Source organism: Enterococcus sp. AZ048 (assembly GCF_051715125.1).
Taxonomy (GTDB): Bacteria; Bacillota; Bacilli; order Lactobacillales; family Enterococcaceae; genus Enterococcus_A; species Enterococcus_A gilvus.
This window is the reverse complement of record NZ_JBIOTD010000001.1, coordinates 1,859,314-1,883,879: the sequence shown is the minus strand read 5'-3', so window position 1 is coordinate 1,883,879 and position 24,566 is coordinate 1,859,314. Positions and strand designations below refer to the sequence as shown.

26 protein-coding genes are annotated in these 24,566 nt (G+C 44.1%); 22 read left to right on the top strand and 4 right to left on the bottom strand.

Annotated features, from left to right (window positions below; all coding sequences use genetic code 11):
- Nucleotides 1-116: 116 nt before the first annotated feature.
- Together IGI66_RS09325 and IGI66_RS09320 are read right to left on the bottom strand one after the other, a co-directional pair.
- Nucleotides 117-983, bottom strand: a complete 867-nt coding sequence (locus IGI66_RS09325) for a VOC family protein (RefSeq protein ID WP_431379659.1) — start codon at nucleotides 981-983, stop codon at nucleotides 117-119.
- Nucleotides 984-1,001: 18 nt separating this feature from the next.
- Nucleotides 1,002-1,415, bottom strand: coding sequence for a VOC family protein (locus IGI66_RS09320; protein WP_438848668.1), 414 nt, complete (start codon nucleotides 1,413-1,415; stop codon nucleotides 1,002-1,004).
- Between the two features lie 256 nt (nucleotides 1,416-1,671).
- On the opposite strand from IGI66_RS09320, the gene IGI66_RS09315 reads away from it, so the two are divergent.
- From IGI66_RS09315 to IGI66_RS09280, 8 genes are all read left to right on the top strand, one after another.
- Complete coding sequence (locus tag IGI66_RS09315) at nucleotides 1,672-1,848, top strand: 2-hydroxymuconate tautomerase (protein ID WP_010780327.1); 177 nt, start codon at nucleotides 1,672-1,674, stop codon at nucleotides 1,846-1,848.
- Between the two features lie 318 nt (nucleotides 1,849-2,166).
- Nucleotides 2,167-4,107: a threonine--tRNA ligase gene (gene thrS, locus IGI66_RS09310; protein ID WP_367378174.1), complete on the top strand. Its 1,941-nt coding sequence runs from the start codon at nucleotides 2,167-2,169 to the stop codon at nucleotides 4,105-4,107.
- A gap of 260 nt (nucleotides 4,108-4,367) precedes the next feature.
- Nucleotides 4,368-5,420: a hypothetical protein gene (locus tag IGI66_RS09305; protein ID WP_438848666.1), complete on the top strand. Its 1,053-nt coding sequence runs from the start codon at nucleotides 4,368-4,370 to the stop codon at nucleotides 5,418-5,420.
- A 373-nt stretch (nucleotides 5,421-5,793) separates the two neighbouring features.
- Nucleotides 5,794-7,917, top strand: a complete 2,124-nt coding sequence (locus IGI66_RS09300) for a peptidoglycan D,D-transpeptidase FtsI family protein (RefSeq protein ID WP_438848664.1) — start codon at nucleotides 5,794-5,796, stop codon at nucleotides 7,915-7,917.
- A gap of 163 nt (nucleotides 7,918-8,080) precedes the next feature.
- The gene (locus tag IGI66_RS09295) at nucleotides 8,081-8,554 is read left to right on the top strand and encodes a glutathione peroxidase (protein WP_314579050.1); all 474 of its coding nucleotides are present in this window, start codon (nucleotides 8,081-8,083) and stop codon (nucleotides 8,552-8,554) included.
- 124 nt (nucleotides 8,555-8,678) lie between these two features.
- Entirely contained in the window at nucleotides 8,679-8,828 is a 150-nt protein-coding gene (rpmG, locus tag IGI66_RS09290) for a 50S ribosomal protein L33 (protein ID WP_010740369.1), read from the top strand.
- Between the two features lie 164 nt (nucleotides 8,829-8,992).
- Nucleotides 8,993-9,409, top strand: coding sequence for a hypothetical protein (locus tag IGI66_RS09285; protein WP_314579043.1), 417 nt, complete (start codon nucleotides 8,993-8,995; stop codon nucleotides 9,407-9,409).
- Nucleotides 9,406-10,146 carry a DUF6681 family protein gene (locus IGI66_RS09280; RefSeq protein WP_314579041.1) on the top strand — a complete coding sequence of 247 codons (741 nt, stop codon included), beginning with the start codon at nucleotides 9,406-9,408 and terminating at the stop codon, nucleotides 10,144-10,146. The genes IGI66_RS09285 and IGI66_RS09280 overlap by 4 nt, the downstream gene beginning before the upstream one ends.
- A 57-nt stretch (nucleotides 10,147-10,203) precedes the next feature.
- On the opposite strand, the gene IGI66_RS09275 is transcribed toward IGI66_RS09280, so the two are convergent.
- Complete coding sequence (locus IGI66_RS09275) at nucleotides 10,204-11,130, bottom strand: ABC transporter substrate-binding protein (RefSeq protein WP_288226234.1); 927 nt, start codon at nucleotides 11,128-11,130, stop codon at nucleotides 10,204-10,206.
- A 159-nt stretch (nucleotides 11,131-11,289) separates the two neighbouring features.
- Between IGI66_RS09275 and IGI66_RS09270 the strand changes: the two genes are divergently transcribed.
- The 12 genes from IGI66_RS09270 to IGI66_RS09215 all read left to right on the top strand — a co-directional run bounded on the left by IGI66_RS09270 (nucleotide 11,290) and on the right by IGI66_RS09215 (nucleotide 21,574).
- Nucleotides 11,290-12,078: an ABC transporter ATP-binding protein gene (locus tag IGI66_RS09270; protein WP_314579038.1), complete on the top strand. Its 789-nt coding sequence runs from the start codon at nucleotides 11,290-11,292 to the stop codon at nucleotides 12,076-12,078.
- Between the two features lie 3 nt (nucleotides 12,079-12,081).
- Nucleotides 12,082-13,065 carry a FecCD family ABC transporter permease gene (locus tag IGI66_RS09265; protein ID WP_010780336.1) on the top strand — a complete coding sequence of 328 codons (984 nt, stop codon included), beginning with the start codon at nucleotides 12,082-12,084 and terminating at the stop codon, nucleotides 13,063-13,065.
- Nucleotides 13,062-14,045 carry a FecCD family ABC transporter permease gene (locus IGI66_RS09260; protein ID WP_438848659.1) on the top strand — a complete coding sequence of 328 codons (984 nt, stop codon included), beginning with the start codon at nucleotides 13,062-13,064 and terminating at the stop codon, nucleotides 14,043-14,045. Before IGI66_RS09265 ends, IGI66_RS09260 begins: the two co-directional genes overlap by 4 nt.
- A gap of 11 nt (nucleotides 14,046-14,056) precedes the next feature.
- Nucleotides 14,057-15,049: a GDSL-type esterase/lipase family protein gene (locus IGI66_RS09255; protein WP_438848657.1), complete on the top strand. Its 993-nt coding sequence runs from the start codon at nucleotides 14,057-14,059 to the stop codon at nucleotides 15,047-15,049.
- Between the two features lie 56 nt (nucleotides 15,050-15,105).
- Nucleotides 15,106-15,642 (top strand): 5-formyltetrahydrofolate cyclo-ligase, encoded by a 537-nt coding sequence (locus IGI66_RS09250; RefSeq protein ID WP_438848655.1) that lies wholly within the window; start codon nucleotides 15,106-15,108, stop codon nucleotides 15,640-15,642.
- 40 nt (nucleotides 15,643-15,682) lie between these two features.
- Nucleotides 15,683-16,351 carry a rhomboid family intramembrane serine protease gene (locus tag IGI66_RS09245; protein WP_010780340.1) on the top strand — a complete coding sequence of 223 codons (669 nt, stop codon included), beginning with the start codon at nucleotides 15,683-15,685 and terminating at the stop codon, nucleotides 16,349-16,351.
- A gap of 50 nt (nucleotides 16,352-16,401) precedes the next feature.
- The gene (locus tag IGI66_RS09240; RefSeq protein WP_438848652.1) at nucleotides 16,402-16,935 is read left to right on the top strand and encodes a DUF1697 domain-containing protein; all 534 of its coding nucleotides are present in this window, start codon (nucleotides 16,402-16,404) and stop codon (nucleotides 16,933-16,935) included.
- Nucleotides 16,936-17,075: 140 nt separating this feature from the next.
- Complete coding sequence (locus IGI66_RS09235; RefSeq protein ID WP_010780343.1) at nucleotides 17,076-17,282, top strand: YqgQ family protein; 207 nt, start codon at nucleotides 17,076-17,078, stop codon at nucleotides 17,280-17,282.
- 1 nt (nucleotide 17,283) lies between these two features.
- Complete coding sequence (locus tag IGI66_RS09230; RefSeq protein ID WP_086303568.1) at nucleotides 17,284-18,240, top strand: ROK family glucokinase; 957 nt, start codon at nucleotides 17,284-17,286, stop codon at nucleotides 18,238-18,240.
- 26 nt (nucleotides 18,241-18,266) lie between these two features.
- Nucleotides 18,267-18,668 carry a rhodanese-like domain-containing protein gene (locus tag IGI66_RS09225; RefSeq protein WP_010780345.1) on the top strand — a complete coding sequence of 134 codons (402 nt, stop codon included), beginning with the start codon at nucleotides 18,267-18,269 and terminating at the stop codon, nucleotides 18,666-18,668.
- A 214-nt stretch (nucleotides 18,669-18,882) separates the two neighbouring features.
- Entirely contained in the window at nucleotides 18,883-19,695 is an 813-nt protein-coding gene (gene yidA, locus IGI66_RS09220; RefSeq protein WP_086303569.1) for a sugar-phosphatase, read from the top strand.
- 109 nt (nucleotides 19,696-19,804) lie between these two features.
- On the top strand, nucleotides 19,805-21,574 hold the full coding sequence (locus IGI66_RS09215; RefSeq protein WP_438848649.1) for an FAD/NAD(P)-binding protein: 1,770 nt from the start codon (nucleotides 19,805-19,807) through the stop codon (nucleotides 21,572-21,574).
- A gap of 31 nt (nucleotides 21,575-21,605) precedes the next feature.
- Here IGI66_RS09215 and IGI66_RS09210 read toward each other — a convergent pair whose 3' ends face one another.
- Entirely contained in the window at nucleotides 21,606-21,773 is a 168-nt protein-coding gene (locus IGI66_RS09210; RefSeq protein WP_010780348.1) for a DUF3042 family protein, read from the bottom strand.
- A 310-nt stretch (nucleotides 21,774-22,083) separates the two neighbouring features.
- Here IGI66_RS09210 and galE point away from each other — a divergent pair, with 310 nt between their 5' ends.
- Together galE and galT are read left to right on the top strand one after the other, a co-directional pair.
- Nucleotides 22,084-23,073, top strand: coding sequence for a UDP-glucose 4-epimerase GalE (gene galE / locus IGI66_RS09205; protein WP_438848647.1), 990 nt, complete (start codon nucleotides 22,084-22,086; stop codon nucleotides 23,071-23,073).
- A gap of 11 nt (nucleotides 23,074-23,084) precedes the next feature.
- On the top strand, nucleotides 23,085-24,566 hold the full coding sequence (gene galT, locus IGI66_RS09200) for a UDP-glucose--hexose-1-phosphate uridylyltransferase (RefSeq protein WP_438848645.1): 1,482 nt from the start codon (nucleotides 23,085-23,087) through the stop codon (nucleotides 24,564-24,566).

Below are 24,566 nucleotides of genomic sequence, written 5' to 3'. Positions count from 1 at the left end.
TATAGCACATAAGGGTAAAGAGACGCAAAAGGCTGATTTCACTAGAAATGAAATCAGCCTTTAATTTGAAACACGCCCCACGCTTCTTTGGAAAATCAAAGAGGATATTCAATGGATCAAAGCGTTCCGTCGTGTGCACGCTTGATTTGAGCAAGATCAATCTTTTTCATTTTATACATTTCTTGTGTCGCTCGCCGCGCCTTTTCTGGATCGGGGTCATTGGTCCAGTCAAGCAAGTCTTGATTGACCGTTTGCCAATAAATCCCATAGCGGTCTTCCATCCAGCCGCATGCCCACTCGTTTCCTTCTGGAGTGATCGCGTCCCAGGCGTGGTCGATGTCGGATTGGTCTTTAAAATAGAAGTAAAAGGAATTGCCCATCGTAAAATCAAAGTCCTGTTCATCGGGGCTATCCATTATGATCAAGTCTTGCCCGCGAAGTTGAAAGCCAGAGGCCCGCAACCGTTCTTCTTTTCCCTTGATGACAAACGTTTGTTTTCCTCCGAAGGCGGCGATCCATTCATCGATCGCCGCCTGTGCCAAGCCATAATTGTCGTTGCCGAACAAGATGCAGGGAACGATCGTCTGTAAATTTTCCCCTAAACGAACTTGCCAAGAGAAGCCATACCGGTCCGTCGTCCAGCCAAACATACCTAGCTCGGGATAGTCTGTCAGCGGCATCAATGTTTTTCCATCATGATTCAACTGCTGCCATACCGTCGTGAGCTGTTCTTCGTTTTCACAGTTGACGACATAAGAGATTGCTGGCGTCGGCTTGAATGTATCGCCGCCGTTCAGTAATAGAAATTCGCAACCGGCCAATTCTACTGTCGCGGTCAATAAATCCCCGATCGTCCCATGTTCATCGGTGATGAAGTGCGTTTCGTTGAGGAGGGTGCTATCCTCAAAAATGCCTGTATAAAACAGTGCCGCTTCATGGATATGTCCATCAAACCACAAACAACACCCAAATTGCTGTTCCATGTGTAAGCCCTCCTTTCTTTAGCTATAAAGATTTATATGCCAATTGATGCCGTAGGAATCTTTGACCATCCCGTAAAGCTCTGCCCAAAATGTTTTTTCAAGAGGCAATAAAATAGCGCCATTTTCAGAGAGCTTCATAAAAATCTCCGAGGCTTCTTCCGCGGTCTCTGCATCATAAACCAAGGCTACGTTATTTCCGACGGCGATCGGAGGCGCCATCCCTTTAGGACTGTCAGAGATCATGACGTTCGTACCGTTGATTTTCAAGTTCGCGTTGAGGACCAACTCTTTGACGGCTTCATCAACGGGATGTTCTTCATCATGGGGCATTTGACCAAATGTCATAATATTTGCAGGTTCCGTGTGAAAGACTTCTTCATAAAAGGCAATGGCATCAGCTGCTTGATCGTCAAAATGTAAGTAGATATCCATGTTCGTTCCTCCATTCTTATGCTCTCACTTTACCACGAAGAAAGGGCTATCAATAACATTTTGTCTTGTAAAAAGGGAACACTTTATCGTTTTTATAAAAATGAGTTATACTCGGCTTGTTTTAAAATTGGAGCAGGGGATTCATCTAGTGATATCTGGGGAATCTTTAAAAATTAAAGATTGCTTTAAACGTCCATTCATTGGGAGTTGTGATAAAATAAGTCGGAAGAAATAAAAAATAAAGGAGCGGTTTGCAATGCCATTCGTACACATCGAGCTAAAAGAAGGACGATCTGAAGAGCAATTGACTAAAATGGTGGAGGAAGTTACTGAAGCAGTTTCAAGAACTGCCGGCGCACCAAAAGAGAATATCCATGTGATCATCAATGAAATGCAAAAAGACAGATATGCCCAAGGCGGCAAATGGAAATAATAACAAAGATAATGCTTGCAATTCAAATCAATACGTGTTTATAATTACCTTGTAATTGATTGATGAAGAAAGACTTCTGAACTTGAAAGCTGTTTATCAGAGAGGAAAAGCATGGCTGAGACTTTTCCATACAAGCGCAAGGAATGACCACTTTCTGAGACTTCTGCACAAATGCAGAGGCGGACAGCGCCGTTATCGCTTGTGAGGAGCAGAAAACTCTGCTCAAAGATTAGGTGGAACCACGTTTATTCGTCCTAGTACCGTTACGGTACTAGGGCTTTTTTTTATCAATCAAAACAAATAAGGGGGACCTATAGGATGGTAAAAATTTCATTTCCAGATGGATCATCAAAAGAGTTTGACAAAGGCATTACCGGTTTAGAAATTGCAAAAAGTATTTCTAGTTCATTAGCTAAAAAAGCGTTGGCTGTTGTAGTAAACGGCGAACTTGAAGATTTAAATCGACCAATTGAAGAGGATGCAACGTTAAAAATCGTGACAGAAAGTGACGAAGAAGCATTAGCGTTGGTTCGTCATTCAAGTGCGCATCTAATGGCGCAAGCGATCCGTCGTTTATTCCCGAATATGCATTTCGGCGTAGGTCCAGCGATCGAGTCTGGATTCTATTACGACACAGACAATGGAGATGGCGATCAACTCAGCGAAGAAGATTTTCCAGCGATTGAAAAAGAAATGAAGAAGATCATCAAAGAAAACTTACCGATCGAACGCAAAGTCATGAGTCGTCAAGAGGCCTTAGATTTCTTCAGCTACGACCCTTATAAGGTAGAATTAATTTCTGATCTTCCAGAAGACGAAGTGATCACGGCGTATACACAAGGCGAATTTACAGACCTATGCCGCGGACCGCACGTACCATCAACAGGAAAAATCAAAATCGTGAAACTACTTTCAGTGGCAGGTGCTTACTGGCGCGGAAATTCTGATAACAAAATGATGCAACGTATTTACGGAACTGCTTTCTTCAAACAAGACGAATTGGATCATTTCTTGAAAATGCGTGAAGAGGCAAAAGAACGTGACCACCGTAAACTAGGAAAAGAATTAGACCTGTTTATGATCTCGCAAGAAGTAGGTTCAGGACTGCCTTTCTGGTTGCCAAAAGGTGCAACGATTCGCCGTATCATCGAACGTTACATCGTAGACAAAGAAATCTCGATGGGGTATGAGCACGTCTATACACCTGTTTTAGCAGATACTGGTTTGTACAAGACATCTGGTCACTGGGATCATTATAAAGATGACATGTTCCCGATCATGGACATGGGTGAGGGCGAAGAATCCTTAGTCTTACGTCCAATGAACTGCCCACACCACATGATGATCTACAAAAACCATATTCATTCTTACCGTGAATTGCCTATTCGTTTAGCAGAACTTGGCATGGACCATCGTTATGAAAAATCAGGTGCATTGTCAGGCTTGCAGCGTGTTCGTGAAATGACGATGAACGACGCACATATCTTTGTTCGTCCAGATCAAATCAAAGAAGAATTCCGTCGTACGTTAGACTTGATTTTAGAAGTTTACAAAGACTTCGGGTTCGAAGATTACCGTTTCCGTTTAAGCTACCGTGACCCTGAAAACACAGAAAAATACTTTGATGACGATGAAATGTGGGAAACTTCTCAAGGCTTGTTAAAAGAAGTAATGGATGAATCAGGCTTTGATTATTTTGAAGCGGATGGCGAAGCAGCGTTCTACGGTCCTAAACTAGATGTTCAAGTATTGACAGCTATTGGAACAGAAGAAACACTTTCAACGATCCAATTCGACTTCTTATTACCTGAACGCTTTGACTTAACTTACATTGGCGAAGATGGCAAAGAACATCGCCCAGTCGTTGTTCACCGCAGTGTCGTTTCAACAATGGAACGCTTCACAGCTTACTTGATCGAACAATACAAAGGAGCATTCCCAACATGGTTGGCTCCAGAGCAAGTCGCGATCTTACCAGTTTCTCCTGAACACCATGGCGACTACGCGTATGAAGTAAAAGATCGCTTGATTCGCGAAGGGGTTCGTGTGGAAGTAGATGACCGCAACGAAAAACTTGGCTACAAGATCCGTCAGGCGCAAACACAAAAAATTCCTTACCTATTAGTAATTGGGGACAAGGAAGTCAATGATGCAACGGTCAACGTTCGTCGCTACGGAAGCGAAGAACAAGAAGTGCAAGACTTGAATGTCTTTGTCGATGCTATTAAGGACGATATTGATAATTTGAGCCGCAGCTAAAAAAACAGAAAAAGTTCAAAAGATGTGACCTGTCTTTTGAACTTTTTTTTTGTGGAATAAACGCTGGAGACAGTTATTTATTTAAAGAGCAGCGCAGTAAATATTTTAATCGCTTAAAAAAACAAAAAAAGAAGGGTAGATATTTTTAAAAACCCATAGATTTTTGCTTTCTTGAGAGGTATTTTGGAAGAGAGGAAACAAAAAAGCATAACAAAATGAAAGCGCATTTTTATAATGGATAGAATGGAGTGGGTGAACAAATGGAATCAAAGCGATTAGGAACGCGGCAATTGCTAAATATGAAACGAGGGACTTTAGAAAAACGAGTAGTCAAAAACTATGAAGAAACGAAGGATCAGGCTTCTTTAGTCGAATATGCAGTGGCGATCATGATTCGAAACGCGTTGATCCTGGAGGACTTCTCTTGTTTGTTTCACGAGCTGCTGCGAGAGGTATTCTTGACCTCTGTCCCTTGTGAGACGATGCGTCGATTTTTACCACTTTTTGAAGCACTTTTTAGCCAAAGTGACTGGCAGCAGGTGATTCAACGATTGTTTGCTACAGAAAAGGATTATTATGAGACCACCAAAGAGGCTCGTTTATATAAAGATTGCTTGAAAGACAAAGACCCCACTCGAAGAGATGCATTGGCGAGTCATTCATTTGTGCTCCATATGTTTTTTAAAGATGAACGTGGAAAAAAGCATGCCTGGATTTTGAAAAATGCGCATCCAACGAGGGATATGGAGGACATCCGAGGGGCGCTCCAATTGCTGACCATGTTGACGATCTTTGAGACCAACGGCATCCGAAAATTCACAGAGGTCTTGGATTTTGATCGGCATGGTCAAGTGGTCGACTTACAGTATCGAGCTTCTGAAGAGGACACTTCTCCAGAGGAGCCTGAGAAGAAAAAAATAGAGGAGGCAAAGGATACTGCGAAAAGTCGCACAGTTCCTACTTTGGGGCAAGTAGGGAAAAGCAGCCTCCCTGTCGATAAACAGGTCGAGCTAAAGCAAAAGAGTGAGAAAAGCAATCCGGTGAATAACCAAAGCAAGACGTCTGATCAGTTTTTGATTATTCAACGAACGCATCATCCCGATACCTACATCCCTATTCCGAATGGGAAGAAACGAAACCAGTTGACCTATGACGAGATACAACGTATCAGGGACGAGTATTTTGCAAACGTGGAAGAGAAGAAGCGTGAGAAGGTCGCGATAGGAACGGCTAGTGCTGAAGAACTTGAGAAATGGACGAAAGGTGCAGAGAAGAAAACAAGACGATCGTTGTTCGAACGTTTTTTTAACTGAAGCGCTGCGTAACTAACCGCTTTTTTTAGTCAATTTTTAGGTTTCTTGAGAGGGACTCGATTCATTTGTGGAAAACTTTTTAAAGAAACTGCGTAATAGTCACTGTTTAATTCGCCATAGTTTTCCACAGGCAGGCAGATAAAAGAATGTTTCACAGAAAATGAGGGTTCTATTATTTTAAAAACCATTTCCTAAGCTGATAATTTTGCTTGCTTAAAATTTCTTCATGCGTCCGTGAAACACTGAGTCACATTTGGGAAGGAAAGTTTAAAGTTTTTAAACTATCGTAAAGGTCATAGGAATAATCCTTTTGAAAAAGTCCTTTTTCGGCTACAATAAGACAAGTAACTGTCAAAGTGGAAGGAAAAGATGAATGAAATTTACGAATCCATTTAAAAAACTATTTGAAAAATTAAAGCTTGCGGATGAAAAAGGACGCAATCAAAACAAAAGTCATATTCCTTTTCGTTTGAATTTCCTATTTTTTGTCATTTTCGGATTGTTTGTTATTTTAGTGACAAGATTAGGCTACCTTCAGATCGTTGAAGGCGACAAAATGAAGGCTGAAATGAAAGCCTCAACGACCATTACTGTAAAAGAGAATGCTCCTCGTGGTGTAATATACGATGCCAAGGGAACGGCATTAGTCAATAATGTTCCAAATCCAGCGATCACGTTTACCCGTGGGAATAGTATGAAGGCGTCGGATATTCTGAAGCTGGCAACCGAACTCAATAAATTGATTGATGTAACAGCGGATGAAAATCTGACTGAGCGAGATAAAAAAGATTATTGGTTAGCAGATGAGGATCATTTGAAAGAAGCCGAAGAACGGTTATCCTTTAAAGAGAAAAACCTTGATACTACCAATGAGTATCAAAAATTGGTTGATAAAGTTACGGACAGCGAGATTCAATTAAATGAAGAGCAGCTAAAAGTTGCGACGATTTTTAAACGAATGAATAGCGCCTCTGAACTCAGCACGGTTTTTGTCAAGAATGAAGGAGTATCCGATGAAGAATTGGCTGTCGTTGCCGAACACGCCTCAGATTTGCCTGGGGTGTCTACAGGGACAGACTGGGATCGTTCGTATAACGATGCGTTGGACGGCTCTTTGAGAAGTATTTTAGGAACTATTACTACTGAAAAAGAAGGCTTGCCTGCGGAAGTGGCGGATGAATATTTGAAAAAGGGCTACGCGCGGAACGATCGTGTCGGAAAGAGCTATTTAGAAAAAGAATATGAATCTGATCTGCAAGGGAAAAAGGGCGAGTACAAAGTTACATTAAATCAACAAGGAAACATTGAGAAGCAACAGGAAATCAAAAAAGGCGAAAAGGGATCAAACATTGTCTTGACTATCAATTCCGATTTCCAGAAAAAAGTCGATGATATTTTACGGAAGCATTACCAAGGATTAGTAGATAGCGGAGTCGCCAAGTATTCACCGGGTGCTTATGCCGTCGCTATGAATCCAAATACCGGCGAAATTTATGCCATGTCAGGATTGTCTCATGACACCAACAGCAAAACGCTGCAAGAAAACACGCTAGGGACGATCACCAATGCCTTTGTTCCCGGGTCTGTCGTGAAGGGCGGAACGGTTACGGCGGGCTATGAAACCGGCGTGATCAGCGGAAACGATACGTTGATCGACCAGCCGATCAAATTGTCCGGCACGTCATTAAAAGGCTCTATTTACAATAAAGCAATAGGGAATCAGATACCTTTAAACACAGTGAAGGCACTGGAATGGTCCTCAAATGCATACATGATGCAGCTTGTCCTGCGAATGTTAGGTGTGCAGTACCAGCAAAACATGACCTTGCCAGAAATTGCTTCGACAAAAGAATCGTATAACAAACTGAGAAATGCATTTGCTGAATATGGGATGGGTGTGAAAACACAAATCGATTTACCAAATGAGGCGACGGGGGTCGTGAATACTGAGTTTGGGAAAGAGAATGGCCCTGGAGGCGGGAATCTATTGGACCTTTCCTTTGGACAATACGATACGTATACGCCGATCCAGTTGGCGCAATATGCTGCGACTGTCGCAAATGGTGGGACGCGTATCTCTCCTCACGTTGTCAAAGGCATCTATGGGAATACCGATAGCGGTGGTTTAGGGGAACTTCAAAAAGAAATCACTGGTAAAAAATTGAACCAAGTGAATATTTCCACTGATCAAATGGGGATCATCCGCGAAGGATTTTACCAAGCTGTTCATGGCAATGACCCTTACACAACGGCACGTGATCTAGCTTCTGCTAAGATCGACCCTGCTGCAAAAACGGGGACCGCAGAAACGGTACCTGAAGGGAATCCAAATGTAAGTACGATCAACAGCAATATCGTGGCATATGCACCCTACGACAAACCGCAGATCGCCATCAGTGTGATGTTGCCGAATTTAGATGAAGAACATGACGATACGAATAAGGCCATCGCAAAAGACATAATAAATGCATTTGCGGACACATATGGCGTACAATAAAGCGAGGGGACATTTGTCCCTTGGCTTTTTTTGTTCGGCTGCTTTATTGAGGCTATTTTTTTACTATGGCCATTTTAGTTTAACGAGCAAATGAATGGTTTCGCAAAAACTCGAGTAGTAAGTAAAAAATAAATAGATATTTTTATAAATAGGAGTGAAAATTATGACAGTTTATAATTTCGAAGTAAAACAGACAGACGGAACAGAGAAATCTTTAGCAGATTACAAAGGCGACGTGTTATTGATCGTCAATACGGCAACGGGCTGCGGCTTTACACCACAATACGAAGGTCTGCAAAACTTATACGACCGCTACAAGGACAACGGATTTGAAATATTAGATTTTCCCTGCAACCAATTTGGCAATCAAGCGCCAGGGACAGATGTGGAAGTAGCTGAATTTTGTCAGTTAAATTATCAGACCACGTTCCAAACATTCGGCAAGATCGATGTCAACGGTGAGAAGGAAGATCCTTTGTACAGCTATTTGAAGAGTGCGCAAGGTGGTTTACTTAACAAAGCCATCAAATGGAATTTCACAAAATTTCTTGTTGATCGTGAAGGAAACGTGATTAAACGCTACGCGTCCCAAACAAAGCCGGAGGATATTGCGAAGGACATTGAAGCCCAATTATAAAATCGTCAAGTAGAACTACTTAACAAAATTCGCAAAAAGACTAGTCAAAAAAATAAAAAGATGGTATGATATCAAAGTCTGAGAAATATCTTGGAAAACTGACTGCAACGAGGGAGGGAAAATCATGCGCGTAAATATCACTTTAGAATGTACTTCTTGTAAAGAACGTAACTACCTAACAAACAAAAACAAACGTAACAACCCTGATCGTTTGGAAAAAATGAAATATTGCCCACGCGAACGTAAAGTTACTTTGCATAAAGAAGTAAAATAATTACACTGATGAGTCAGCAATCTACAATGATTGCTGACTTTTTTTATATAATCCTCGCCTCTTTTTACAAATCTACATAAAATCTTCATAGATTCCTAAACAAAAGCTAACCTTCCAGTGATAAAACTAGTTATTAAGTAAAGCAATGAGAAAGGAAGGATCAGATGCGCAACGTGCCACCGATTTTAAAGCCAATTGCCCTTTTGACGTTGTCAATTTTGATTGCAACGACTACAGGAATCTTAAATAATTCTAGTTATCGTCAAGTGAAGTCACCGACACCGACCACTGAAACGACTTCGCAGACCAGTGATTCTTCTCGAGAATCCAACAGTGTTCCGAATGAATCCAGCACGGTCACTACCGAAGGCTCATCAAGTCAGGCAGTCCCTGAAACCAACAGCTCGGGTCAAGAAAGCTCTGCTGCGACGAATCAAAGGGAGTTCAACGGGGATTCAAAAGAGGAGACCCCTGTCGCTCCGCAGCCTTCTTCAACGGAAGAGTCGCAAACGACACCAACACAACAGCAGCCAGCGGCGAATCAACAACCGGCGGGTTCAGAAGCAGGTGAAAATCAATGACCATTTTGTTAGATATTATTAACGGGTTGAATAAATTTCTTGGGTTTTTAGATATTAGCCCCAAATATTCAAACCGTGCCTATACCTTATTAAGCATCATACCCACGGTTTATATTTTAAGAATCGTGTATGGGCTTTGGTTGAATCAGAATTATTTACAATTAGTGATCTATGGATTGGTTTTCCTTGGATTGGTCTATTTCTTTGTTTTAAATTTCTTTTACTACTTTTTAGATAAAAACGTAAAAGGAGATATCACGCAGCTATTTGTTAAATACTTGCCGGATGATGCCTTTAATATTCAAAACGAACAGCCGAAGAAAACGAAAAAGGCATTTGAACACGCGAAGGAATTGCCTGTGGATTTTGAGGAAGACTACCAATTAAAGCTAGTCGAAAATATTCAATCGTTAATTGATGAAAAAGAGATCAAGACAAGAGACCTGACTAAAGAAGAGGGATTCTTGATCGATGAAAATACGCTTTATCCCTACTATTATGTCAAGCAGATCAATGGGGATACCTATCAATTACAGATCGGCAGAAATTACCGCGAGCTGGAAGCGATCGGAACGATCCGCCAAGCGGAACCATTGAATCCCATAGGGTTGTTTATCGTAGGCGGGGATTTTGTCAAAGGCGGGGTCCGTTACCATGAACCGTATCGCTTGAAATTTCTAATTAAAACACAAGCGTCGACACCTTCAAATACACGAACACGTCGAAGCAAAAAATAAATGCCGTCTGGTCTAAGAGTCTTCTAACAGGAAAGCTCTTAGCCAGATCGGCATTTTTTATTTTAAGGTATCACGAATGTTTTCAACCATTTTGGTATAGGCGATAGGCCCGTTGTATAACCAGCTGGAATTGCCATCAAATTCAAATAGCTGCTTGTTTTTGACAGCCGGAATGTTTTCCCACAGAGGGTCTTTGAACATAGCTGCACCGGAATCGCTGTTGACTAAGAAGAGATAGTCGGCATCTAGTTGCGAGAGGCTTTCTAAGGAAACTTGCGAAAAGTCAGCGGTGGCTTTTTCACTTACGTCTTTTGTCAGCTTGGGCACCTCAAAGCCTAATTCCTTGTAAAGCAGCTGCCCGCTTGAACGTGTATCAGCCACCATGAATGCGGAGTTGTTGGTCACCCATAAAACTGCCGCCGATTTGCCTTCGATCTTATCCTTCAGCTCGTCTTTGGTTTTAGTGACAAGGGCATCGTAGTTTTTCTCTACTTCTTTCGCTTGGTCCTTTTTATCTAAAACGTTCCCGATGTCTTCCAATTGGTCACGCCAAGTCACGTTGTCGCCATTTTTTACGACATAGGTTGGGGCGATTTTGGCGTATTCTTTGTATTTTCCGCCTTCAAGAGACCCATTGGAACCAATCAACAATAGATCAGGTTCAAATTTTAAAACATCTTCATAGGGCAGGTCATAGTTGATAGTGGGAATGCCTTTCAGGTCATCCTGTAGATAGTGCTGAATCCGTCCTTCGCCAACGGTCCATTGAGCCACCGGCTTTTCATCCAGCGCCACAAGATAATCCTCGAGGTACGAAGCGATGATTTTTTTTGGTTTCTTGGGAATTTCTACCTTATGATCTTGCGCATCGGTCAGGGTCCGAACGTCAGTTGTGCTATCTTTACTGTCGCTGCTTTGCCCACAAGCAGCTAAACTGAATAGTGCGAGAAGCGAAACAGTTCCTAAAACGATTTTTTTATACATTTGAAAACTCCTTCAAATTTAATTGAGAAATATTCTCAATTAACATTATTACCGAAAGCACAAAGGGTGTCAACACTCATTTTTCTTTAATAGACAGTTGACGATGGTGGAAAATAGCGTCATAATTGAGAACGATTATCAGAGAAATGAGGAAGATCTATGACAAACTTACAGACAACTGATCTTTCAATCGGCTACGACAAAAAAATTGTTGTGAACGATATCACAGTGGAAATACCGAAAGGGCAGATCACCAGTCTTATTGGCCCGAATGGAAGTGGAAAATCAACTTTCTTGAAAGCGTTGGCGCGAATTCTCGAACCAGCGAAGGGAGAGGTGTTTATTGATGGGGAGAACGTTCAACGATTGGATACCAAAACGGTTGCTCAAAAAATAGCATCCTTGTCACAAAGTACCAATCAAATCAGCGGATTGACTGTCGAGGAGATCGTCGCTTATGGCAGGTTTCCTTATCAAAAGGGCTTCTCAGGCTTAAAGGAACAGGACCATCAATTGATTGCTTGGGCGTTGAAGGCGACTAATTTAATGGATCTAAAAGACCGGACGCTGACCACCTTGTCCGGCGGGCAGCAGCAGCGCGTCTGGATCGCGATGGCGCTGGCTCAAGACACAGATATCTTGATTTTGGATGAGCCGATCACCTTTTTAGATCCGGCGCATCAATTAGAGATTTTAGAATTGCTGCAGGAAATCAATCGTCAAGGAAAAACGATCTTGATGACGATCCATGATTTAAATCATGCTTCGCGTTTTTCTGATTATTTATTAGGAATGAAGAAGGGGGAGCTGGTCTTTCAAGGAACCCCAAAAGAGATGTTCACGGCGGACACATTGCTCAATCTTTTTGATATCCAAGCGACCTTCGCGACGCTGCCCAATAGTGATAAACCGTTAGTGATCGCTTATGATCTAGTAAAGGAGCATTGAGGGATGACTAAACGACAGTATTTTTTTCCAATTGTAGTGATCGTGCTTCTCGCCGCGATGTTTTTGTCTTTACGGTATGGCGCAGTCACCAGCAAATGGTCAGATGTCACACAGGCGTTGTTTCAATTTGATCCGAGTAACCAAGGAGAACAGCTGGTTCGTTATCTGCGTTTGCCGCGAATGATCGGAGCGGTGCTGGTTGGAGCGGCCTTTGCGATCTCAGGCGCGTTGATCCAGGGGATCACCTCCAACCCGATTGCGGATTCAGGCTTGCTGGGGATCAATTCAGGTGCAGGCTTGGGGCTGGCATTGGTCTTTGCGATCACTGGCAATCCTTCTCCTGCTGCTGGCGTGATCGGTTCCTTTATTGGTGCCTCTGTTTCGATCGTGCTGATCTATCTTGTTTCTTCCAGAGTCTCCTTCGGGTTGTCGCCGATCAAGATCGTGTTGCTGGGAGCCGCACTGAGTTCTTTCTTTGCGGCGATCAGTCAAAGCATCAGCTTGTTGTTTGATTTGAATCAGGATATGACCTTTTGGTTTATCGGAGGGACCGCCAATCTTACATGGCCGCAGCTGCAGACGATTTTTCCATTGATTTTGATCGGGATTCTCGGAGCTTTTGCCATCAGTCCTCAAGTTACCTTGTTGAGTATGGGGGATGAAACGGCGATCTCCTTGGGAAAAAAACCAAGTCGTATCCGTCAGTTGAGCATGCTGCTGGTTCTATTGTTGGCAGGAAGCTCGGTGGCGTTAGTCGGAACGATCAGTTTTATCGGGTTGATCGTTCCTCATGTTGTCCGTTATTTTGTCGGACACGATTATCGGTACGTCATTCCAGCTTCGGGGTTGTTCGGCGCACTCTTTTTTGTAGTCGCGGACAGCTTTTCTCGATTGATCGCTCCTCCTTTGGAAACGCCAACGGGTGTGATCATTACGATCATCGGCGTGCCGTTTTTACTTTTACAAATTAGAAGGGGAAGCTTATGAGGAAAAGAATAGGATGGCTAAGCTTGTTTCTTCTGCTTGTTACGGGGATTGTTTTAAGTCTTGTGGTGGGAACGATTCCTCTGACGGTGACGGATCTCTTGCAGGCGTTTCAAGGGACGGCTTCGCCAAGTCGGCAGCTGATTATTTTTGATTTTCGTTTTCCTCGACTGCTGGTTTCGATCTTAGCGGGTATGGGGCTGGCTGTGTCGGGATACATCTTTCAGACCATCACCCACAACGAGTTGGCAGACCCGGGGATTTTAGGGATCAATGCCGGAGCGGGGTTGACGGTTTTGATTTATCTAGGCTTTTTTGCGACTGGAGAAAGTCGCTGGTACCTGCCAGTGATTGCCTGTGGAGGAAGCTTTCTCGCGACTGCGCTGGTGTATTATTTCGGCAGACAGTCGGAAAGAGTCACACCGAATCGGCTGCTGCTGTCAGGGGTGGCTGTCAATGCTGGGATCTCGGCATTGACGGTGATCGGAACGATCCGTGTCTCGAAGGACAATTATCAATTTGTAACGGCGTGGCTTGCGGGGACGATCTGGGGAACCACCTGGCATCATGTGTTTTTATTGCTCCCGTGGCTAATCATTTTGATTCCTTTGATCCTGTTAAAAGGGCGTTCGTTGGAGGTTTTGGAGCTGGGGGATGACATCGCTGTCGGATTAGGCGTCAAATTAAAACGGACCCAATTGTTCTTTTTAGTCTGTGGGGTTTGTTTGGCAGCGGTAAGTGTCTCTGTTGCTGGAAGTATCAGCTTTATCGGATTGATCGCGCCTCACATCGCCCGTCAGTTGACGGGAAGGAAAAACAATCAAACCTTGATGATGGCCGCTTTGATCGGCGGGATTTTATTGCTGTTCAGTGATGTCTTAGCACGAGTCCTGCTATCCAATGGCGAGATGGCCGCAGGGATCATCGTTTCATTGATCGGTGCGCCGTATTTTATTATACAATTGCTGAAAAAGAGCAAGTAAGGAGAATTCAGATGAATTGGACGACGATATGGAGTCATGCACATCGCGGGATTGCCGGACACAGCCCATCAGAAAGAGCGGTTCGTTTAACGTTGCGGCAAGTTGCTCCAGTAAAGAGCCTTCGTTTTGTGTTTGCGAATACCTATGGCAGTCATACCCAGCAGATTCAAGAGCTGACGGTGATCACCAATGAGCAGCAGCGTATTCCTGATTTTTCTCTTTCCCCTGGTGAAGTAGTGACGACAGCGCCCGTGACGATCGACTCTTCAGCAAGAAAATGGCAGCTTCATTATCGAACGAACAGGAGTGAGAGCGGCTTTCCGGCAATCGACGCGGACTTTTTAGCAAGTCCTGAGACAGCCGATTTTTGTTCAGGACTCGCGGCAATCGAAGCAGTGGTCGAAGGCACCTGTGTCCTTGCCTTGGGGGATTCCTTGACCGAGGGGGCAACTTGGACGACGCCCTTGCAGCGCACGTTGCGAAAGCAGAATATTTTTCTCGTCAATCAAGGAATCAACGGCAGTCGCTTGCTGGAGGCGGCCAGCGATCAGCCCACAACGGAAACGCAGCGGCTGTTTTACGGGTTCGCCGCGATGCAGCGGTTGCGTGCTAGTTTGGCGAGTCATCGGAATGTAAGTAAAGTGATTTTGTCCATAGGGATAAACGACTTGATCAATGGCGCGCTCACGCTGGCTTCCTTCCAAAAAGGGATCGGTGATTTGATTCAGCTTTGTCAGGAGCAAAATTGCGCGTATCAGCTATGCACCTTGATGCCCTGCTTAGGGTATCCTGGAATGGATCAAAGAAAAGAAGCGGTGCGCCAAGAGATCAATCGCTGGTTGTTGGCAAATTATACCGATGTGTGGGATTATTCAAGCATGGTTGAAAACGGTCAAGGCCAGCTAAATCCAATGTTTGACAGCGGGGATCATTTGCATGTGAATGCGATCGCCGGCTTGACGATCGCACGGCAAATTTCTAGTGATTTTGTTAAAGGGGTGTAATCCCCTTTTTATTTTGTGCTGAGTTTGTTAGTATTTCTAGATAAGAAGGTGAATGAATGGAAAAAGAAAAACTTCGGCAGCGTGCTATCACACGTTTGCAGGTCCTTGCGACGAAGGAAGAAAGACAGGCGCAAATCGAGCGGATCTACGAGCAGTTTTTCCGCAGCGACAGTTGGAAAACGGCCAACAGTATCGGGGTCACGATGGCGACACCCTTTGAGTTTCCTACCGCGCTAGTGATCCAACGGGCGCTTGAAGCGGGGAAACGAGTCGCTGTTCCAAAGTCTTTGCCTAAAGGTGAAATGGTCTTTCACTGGATTACGTCAGATTCGTCCTTTTACACGACCAATTTCGGTGTTGATGAACCCGCGCACGACGCGGTCGCGGAATCTCATGAGCTGGATCTATTGATCGTTCCCGGGCTAGTATTCAATCGGGAGGGGTATCGAATTGGCTTCGGCGGCGGGTACTATGATCGGTATTTGGCGGAGTATACAGGAAAGACGTGCAGCTTCGTCTTTGCGGAGCAATTGATGGAAGAGTGGCAGACCGAGTCCTTCGATCAGCCCATTCAGCAATTATTTCTTGCCTAGTTCGTTCCATTGAGAATCACAAAATGAGAGAGGTTGGTATATGAAAAGAGAGAAACCTTATGTAATGTATACCCTTTTTGCAATCAATACGGTTGTTTTTTTAATGCAATACCTGCTGCCTGGATTAGCGATCGAAAATCAATTGGGGATGTTTTCCCCGTCCATCGTTTTCCAGCATCAATATTGGCGGTTTGTGACCCCGATGTTCATCCATTTCGGCTTGACGCATTTTGCTTTGAATGGGGTCGTCCTCTATTATATGGGTCAGCAATGTGAAGCGATTTTTGGTCATGTCCGTTTCGCGATCGTTTACCTGTTGAGCGGCGTGATGGGGAACTTTGCAAGCTTCGCCTTCAATCAGCCGACCACCTTGTCAGGCGGCGCGAGCACGGCGATCTTTGGTTTGTTTGGTGCTTTTTTGGTTATCGGAATGCACTATCGCGACAACGGAGCCGTTCAAGCACTAACACGGCAATTTGCTTTGTTTATTTTGATGAACCTCGTCTTCGGGTTATTTGATTCAACGATCGATATTTGGGGACATCTAGGAGGAATCATCGGAGGGGCGCTGACAGGCTGGGCTGTTGCTGTGCCACACGCCCAAGACCGTTTTTCTACTCGAGCACGGGTGACGTCCGGGATGTTCTTCATTTTTGCGATCGTCCTGTTTGTCTTTTTCGGGCTAAGAAAATTTAATCTATTTCTATGAGGACTGGCGGGCAGAAATGTCCGCTTTTTTTATGAAAGAAGGCGTAGTGTATGAGATATCTAGCATTGTTTCGCGGAATCAACGTAGGCGGGAAAAATAGTGTCAAGATGCAGGAACTGAGAGAACTGTTCTTAGAGCTGGGCTTCAAAGACGTTCGCAGCTATATCCAAAGCGGGAATATCGTCTTTTCCAGTGACAGTGAATTGGAAAAAATTTCAGAGGACGTGAGCGAAGGCTTTTTAGAACGGTTCGGTTTTTCTGTACCTGTCATTTATCGCAGAGCGGAAGAAATGTCTTCGCTGGTACAAAAGCTCCCCTTTACAAAAAAAGAGATCGCGGCAGCGGAAAGTACAGATCCAAAGGTAGCCCATCTCTATGTTTATTTTTCCGGGTCAGACATGGGAAATCAAACGCTGACAGACGTGGGGGAAACTGTGGTGATTGCAGCGAAGGATGGCTATTATTTAACAGAAAAGAGTATTCGTTTTTCAAAATTGGTGTCAAGATTGCATCGTCTATCGAACGATCTGACCGCACGAAATTGGAGGACGATCGTCAAATTGGCAGCGATGCTGGAGGAATGAGCAGGCTTCGATTTGCGAGGGAGGACACAATGCTATAAAATGGAACAGGAATTGTCCTTTAAGAAGAAAGAAACAAGGAAAATAAAAATCGGACTATAAAAAAGGAAGATTTTTCTGTATAATATTAGGGATGTGGTTTGATGGAAAGTTTATACGATGTGCAGCAGCTGCTAAAACAATTCGGGATCTATGTTTACGTAGGCAAGCGGATCTACGATATTGAATTGATGCAGATCGAATTAAAAAATTTATATGAAAGTCGCGTGATTGATCGTGACACGTATTTACGAGGTTGGGCCATTTTAAAACGAGAACATCACATTGAAGAAAGTCGAGAAGGTGACTAGAGTGGATAAAAAATTATTAGGTATTGACCTAGGCGGGACAACCGTAAAATTCGCTATCTTAACAGAAGCTGGCGAAATTCAGCAAAAATGGAGTATTGAGACAAACATTTTAGATGACGGTTCGCATATCGTGCCGAACATCATTGATTCAATCAACCATCATTTGTCTTTATATGGAATGACACCAGAGCAATTTGAAGGGATCGGCATGGGCACACCCGGCAGCGTCGATATCGAGGCGGGAACAGTCATCGGTGCCTATAATTTGAACTGGACCACCTTGCAGCAAGTGAAACGTGAAATCGAAAAAGGAACAAAGATCAAATTCAGTATCGACAATGACGCCAATGTGGCAGCATTGGGCGAACGCTGGAAAGGCGCTGGCGACAACGAACCTGACGTAATCTTCATCACATTAGGAACAGGTGTTGGCGGCGGGATCGTTATGAACGGTCAATTGCTTCACGGAATCGCTGGCTGTGCCGGTGAGATCGGACACGTCACAGTGGACCCTAACGGTTTTGAGTGTACGTGTGGCAAGCGCGGCTGTCTGGAAACTGTAGCAAGCGCAACCGGCGTGGTACGTGTAGCACGTCAATTGGCGGAGGAATACGCAGGCGGCTCACAATTAAAAGCGCGTCTAGACAATGGGGAAGACATTACAAGTAAAGATGTTTTCGAGTTGGCTGAAAAAGAGGGCGATGACCTTGCATTAATGGTCGTTGATAAAGTGACATTTTATCTAGGTCTGGCTTGTGGGAATCTTGGAAATACACTGAACCCATCAACGATCGTTATCGGCGGCGGCGTTTCTGCGGCAGGCGAATTCTTGCGCAGCCGCGTAGAGAACTATTTCAAAGAGTTCACGTTCCCGCAGGTTCGTGAAAGCACGAAAATCAAGTTAGCAGAATTGGGCAATGAAGCCGGAGTTATCGGCGCTGCTTCATTAGCTAAATAGATAAAAGGGTAGAGGGGAATCAAGTTATGTCAATTTGGTGGAAAATCAATATCGTATTAATCGCGGTACTTGTTTTATTTGGTCTGTATGAGCTGGTCGTTCGAATCATGATGCGACGTTCCGCAAAAATCATCACGCAAGAAGAATTTCAAGCAGGAATGCGTAAAGCGCAAATCATTGATGTCCGTGAACGAGATGAATTCAACGCAAAGCATATTTTAGGCGCGCGCAGCTTCCCATTCAGTATGTTTAAAGAAACGTATGCCTCTTTGCGAAAGGATCAACCGATCTATATTTATGATCAAAACAAAGCAGTCAGTGCCCGTGCGGCAAATCTGCTTCGCAAAAAAGGATACACAGATCTGTACATTCTTAAAGGCGGTATTCAAGAGTGGACTGGGAAAGTGAAACAGAAAAAAGTGGATTAACAACAAACGGCTGACCAAGTGTCCAGCCGTTTTTTCACGTTTATCAGTGGTAGAGGATACGGCTGATTCAATTGACGAGGCATTGTTTTATGCTTATTATGGAAGTTGAGAAACTTCTCATGTAAGTATCTTGAAAAGTTTGCTGTATAGAAACATCAAATAAATGTCTGTAAAAAGCACTGCGGACAATTTATTAACAGGTTAGGAGAGAATTATGAGTATAAAATTGGTTGCGATAGATTTAGACGGAACATTGCTGAATGACCACCACGAGATCAATCAGCCTGTAGTGGCGAGCATCAAGGCAGCTCGAGAAGCAGGGATTTATGTCGTTCTTTCAACCGGCCGCCCGTTATCCGGTACAAGAGCGCAACTCGAAGTTCTAGGACTAAATCAGCTGGATGATTACATCATTACCTATAATGGTGCGCTAGTATTGAACACCAATACTTGGGATGTGGTAGCTGAACACAATTTAACGCGAGAAGATTATTTGGAAATTGACTGCCTGGCACGGTCACTCGATGTGCATTTGCATCTTGCAGATAAAGAGTCGATGTACACAGCCAACCGCGACATCAGTCCTTACACGATTTTAGAGTCGTATTTAGTAAATATGCCGCTTCATTATCGGACACCTGAAGAAATCGCGAAGAACGTGCTGGCCGTAAAAATGATGATGATCGATGATCCAGAGATTTTAGGCGAGGCCTTCAAAAAAATTCCAAAAGAATTATTTGAAAAATATACGATCGTTCGAAGCACGCCGTATTTCATTGAAGTATTGAATGCAAATGCCAGCAAAGGCATGGCATTGAAAGAGTTGAGTGAACATTTAGGCCTTGAGCCTTCAGAAGTGATGGCCATCGGGGATGCAGAGAATGATCTATCCATGATCGAATTCGCCGGCACGGGCGTGGCGATGGGAAATGCCAGTGAGACGGTGAAGGCCGCTGCGGATTACACAGTAGCAACGAATTTGGAAGACGGCGTGAAAGAAGCATTTGAGCGCTGGGTATTAAAATAAGTCATGCAGCTTCTGATGATTCCGTCATCAGAAGCTTTTTTAATTTGCTTATTTCCCCATTTTTCACTACTCTAAAAGAAAGGAATCTATCGAAAAATGAGGAATGTGTATGAAAAGAATCGCAATTATCGGGGCAGGCCCTTACGGCTTGATCGTTTTGGACCGTCTGATCAAGCAAGCACCCAAAGAAGAAAAAGTAGAACTGCTGCTATTTGATCCTGATGGCCCCGGAGGAAATATCTGGCGCAAAAATCAAAGTGATCAAGTAATCATGAATACCGTCATGCAGCATGTCACCTTGTTTTCTGAAGACGAAGGCCCAAATTTAGCAGAGTGGAACAAGACAGAAGCGCCGGAGTATCTCTCTTCTTTTGATCAAGAGGACTCTTTTTCAGCAGAGAGGGCACTTGGAAAGAATGACTATTGCCAACGGCGGTACTATGGTGTCTACCAAAGCTGGTTTTTCGACCAGCAACAGAAGCATTTACCAGAAAATGTTACGGTTACTTTGATCAAAGAGCGGGTGCTTGATCTGACTGAGGAGGAGACGGGGATTTCGTTGACAGCAGATCGCGTCTATCACGTCTCGGATGTGGTCCTGGCAACGGGACATTCCGCAAATTCTCTCAATGAGGAGGAGGCGGAAAATAAAACCTACGCGCAAGCACACGGACTCTTTTACCAAGAACCGGGGAATCCCTCCGACACCCCGCTTGAAGAGCTTCCCACAAGTGATTGTGTGATCCTTCGAGGGTTAGGATTAAGCTTTTTTGATTATATTGCTTTATTTGTTGCTAAATGGGGCGGCCGCTTCATTGAAGAAGAAACGGGATTGAACTATGAACCTACGGGAAAAGAGCAGCAGCTGATCGTTGGTTCAGGCAGAGGGTTGCCTTACCATGCGCGTCCCGATAATCAAAAGGAGCCTGGCGAAGATGCGCAGCCGCAGCTATTGACTCAACCGTTCATGGAAGACTTTGACGGCGGCGTGGAGGCTCTGGTTGATTTATTACGAAAAGAAGCCGAATTGGCGTATTATGAAATAAAATTAACCGACACGGCAATCGATGAAACAACCTTTTTACGGGAATACCGCAAAGGCGATCGGGAAGCGGTTTTAACGAAGTATCAAATTCCTGATGCGCTTCGATTGGACTGGTCCTCGCTTTTTGATCCGGCAAAAGAAGTCTCAGCGACAGAATTTCCAGCGTATATCCAAACCTATTTAAAAAAAGACATTGAAGAAGCGGAGTTGGGCAATGAAACAGGCGCCATCGCCAAGGCGATAGATACGTACAAAGAAGTGCAGGAGCCCTTCAACGATATGCTGGATCAAGAAAGATTTTCACCAAAGGACTACTATGAAGAATTTTTCGGCCGCTTCAATCGGAACTACAGTTTCTTGACGATCGGTGCGCCCGTGATTCGCCAAAAGCAGTTATTGGCATTGGTGGAAGCAGGCGTGGTGACATTTTTAGCGCCTGAGATGGTCGTGGAAAGAAAGAACAAAAAATTTATTACCTACAGTAAGAAAGACCCTGAGCGGACGTTTGTCGGAAGCAGCTTGATCGAGGCGCGGTTGCCTGCAACGAGCTTCACACGCACGAAAAATCCGCTGCTGATCCAAATGCGTGAAAAAGGCTATTCGGCGCCACATCAAATAAGCTTTGACGGGAAAGACCATCCGACCGGAGCGATCAAGGTTCAACGCCAGACACATCAACTCATCACTCAAAGCGGGCGGGTCATGCCTTGTATTTATTGCTACGGCATCCCGTTGGAAGGCTTGGACTGGCTGAATGCGACCTCGCCGCGTCCTAAAAGCGACGACCGCATTTTCAAATTAGCGAATCGCATCACACGATCAATCTATAAATAGAAAAAAGAAAGCCGATTTGGCTTTCTTTTTTTTAACGAGCGATCCGTTTTCTACGTGCTTTTTTACGATTTTCATCGATTTTTGTTTCTTTTTCTTCGATCGGGTCGATCACTTTCTTTTTCACACCCATCACCACGCCTGCAACTACTGCCGCCGCAGCAAAAGTACCAGTAACGAATCCTGAAGCAAATTTACGCATCGTTTCATCACTCCTTTCTCAGTTATAAGGAATGTACTTCCCACAGAGAAATACATTTGCTTTTCACATTAGACGTTCATAAACTGTCGTTTTCGATCAGGTTCTTTTACCGAGAAAAATCTCTAAAGAAGCCTCTAAAGAATCAAAAAAGCCAGCGCTCTTTTAACAAAAGAGAACGTCTTCTTCCATACCTCCATTATGAAGCAAAATCAAAAAAATAGAAAGTTTAATGAATGGGAGATTCACTTGCATTTATTTAGTAAACAAACTATAATTTGTTTACTAAATAAAAATGACAGGAGACGATCAAATGGCAATTTTAGTTTTAGGCGGTGCAGGATACATCGGTTCTCATACAGTGGATAAGCTGGTTTCTCAAAATTATGAGGTTGTCGTAGTAGATAATTTATTAACGGGGCATCGCAAGGCAGTCCATCCAAAAGCAACATTCTATGAAGGTGATTGTCGCGACAAGACGTTTATGCGAGACGTTTTTACGAAAGAATCGATCGAAGGGGTCGTTCATTTTGCCGCAAGCTCGTTAGTTGGCGAGTCAGTGGAAAAGCCATTGAAATATTTTAACAACAATGTGGTGGGCATGGAAAGCTTATTGGAAGTGATGGAAGAATTCGAAGTGAAAAACATCGTCTTTTCTTCTACAGCAGCGACCTATGGTGAACCCGGTGTCTCACCGATCACAGAAGAAGTAGCCACAAATCCAACCAACCCTTATGGCGAAAGCAAGCTGATGATGGAAAAAATGATGAAATGGTGCGACAACGCCTATGGGATGCGGTATGTGGCATTACGCTATTTCAACGTCGCTGGCGCAAAAGCCGATGCAAGCATTGGTGAAGACCATGACCCGGAAACGCATTTAGTACCGATCATTTTACAGGTGGCATTGGGCCAGAGAGACCATTTGACGATCTTTGGCGAGGATTATGATACGCCGGACGGTACGTGTATCCGTGACTATGTGCAAGTAGAAGATTTAGCGGCTGCTCATATTTTAGCGTTAGAATACTTAAACGCTGGAAATCCAAGTAATTTCTTCAACCTCGGTTCAAACAATGGCTATTCTGTCAAAGAAATGTTGGATGCCGCTCGCGAAGTGACCGGAAAAGAAATTGCCGCGGAGGTTGGTCCACGTCGAGCAGGAGATCCAAGTCGTTTGGTGGCTTCAAGCGAGAAAGTCAAAGAAACATTGGGCTGGAATCCAGAATATACAGATATCAAAGCGATCATTGAGACAGCGTGGAACTGGCATGTCAGTCATCCACATGGCTATGAAGACTAGGAGGAAGTCACGTGTCGATCAGTCAAACAATTAGAGATTTTACCACATTAGCTATTCAGTCAGGCGGATGGATGGAGATGGATCGTTACTATTTAGAAAACCGTGTCATCGCCATGATCGGTGAGGAGTCCCTTGCCAAAGCGGAACTTCGCAGTGTTTCAACAAGCGCTGTTGCGCTAGTCGATCGCCTGCTGATCCAAGCAGAGAACAATCAAGTAATCACAGACCATCAGGCGGAGCGAGATATGCTAGAGGCACAATTGATGGACCTGATGACACCGCCGCCGTCTGTCGTGAATGCGTATTTTGCTCAGTATTATTCGAAAGATCCTGTCCAAGCGACAGATTATTTCTTTAAACTCAGCAAAGACAACGACTACATCAAAACGCGGGAGATCGCGCGGAACATCATTTTTCCTGCGAAAACGGAATATGGCGAGCTAGAGATCACGATCAATTTGTCAAAACCAGAAAAAGACCCAAAATGGATCGCCGCGGAACGGAAGCTGAAGAAAGTCGGGTATCCGGAATGCATGCTGTGTATGGAAAATGAAGGCTACAAGGGCCGATTGAACTACCCGGCACGAACCAATCACCGGATCATTCGAATGAATCTCGATGGCGAAAGCTGGGGATTCCAATATTCGCCGTACGCTTATTATGACGAACACTGCATCATTTTGTCAGAAGAACACCGCCCGATGAAAATCACAAAGGCGACCTTCCAGCGATTGTTAAAAATTACAGAAGTCCTGCCTCATTATTTTGTGGGATCAAATGCCGACCTGCCAATCGTTGGAGGATCGATCCTCTCTCATGACCATTACCAAGGCGGACGTCACACATTCCCTATGGCGGTGGCTGAGATGGAACGGACGATTGAATTGTCAGCTTTTCCAACTGTTACGGCAGGGATCGTCAAGTGGCCAATGTCTGTGATCCGTTTGCAAGGGAAGAGCCAGCGTGACTTAGTTGAAGCCGCTCAAATGATTTTTGAGAAGTGGCAAGCGTATTCGGATGATGCCTTGCAGATTACAGCAGCATCAGAAGATGGCACGCCGCATCATACGATTACTCCGATCGCGCGCCGAAAAGAGGGGCTTTTTGAAATCGATTTGGTTTTGCGGGACAACAATGTTTCTGAGGAATATCCAGAGGGGATTTTCCACCCGCATCCTGATGTACAGCACATCAAGAAGGAAAACGTCGGATTGATTGAAGTGATGGGTCTTGCTGTGTTGCCGCCACGTCTGGAACCAGAGCTTAAAGAAGTAGAAAAGTATTTATTAAATGAGGCGAATGAAATCGCCGAGTATCACGTGGCGTGGGCGGATGAATTAAAACGCGTCAATACGATCACCCAAGAAAATGTTACAGAAGTCGTTCAAAAAGCAGTTGGCGCTGCGTTCGCCCGTGTATTAGAAGATGCGGGTGTCTTTAAACGAGACGTTGAAGGACAAGAAGGATTTACCCGCTTTATCAATACGTTGTAG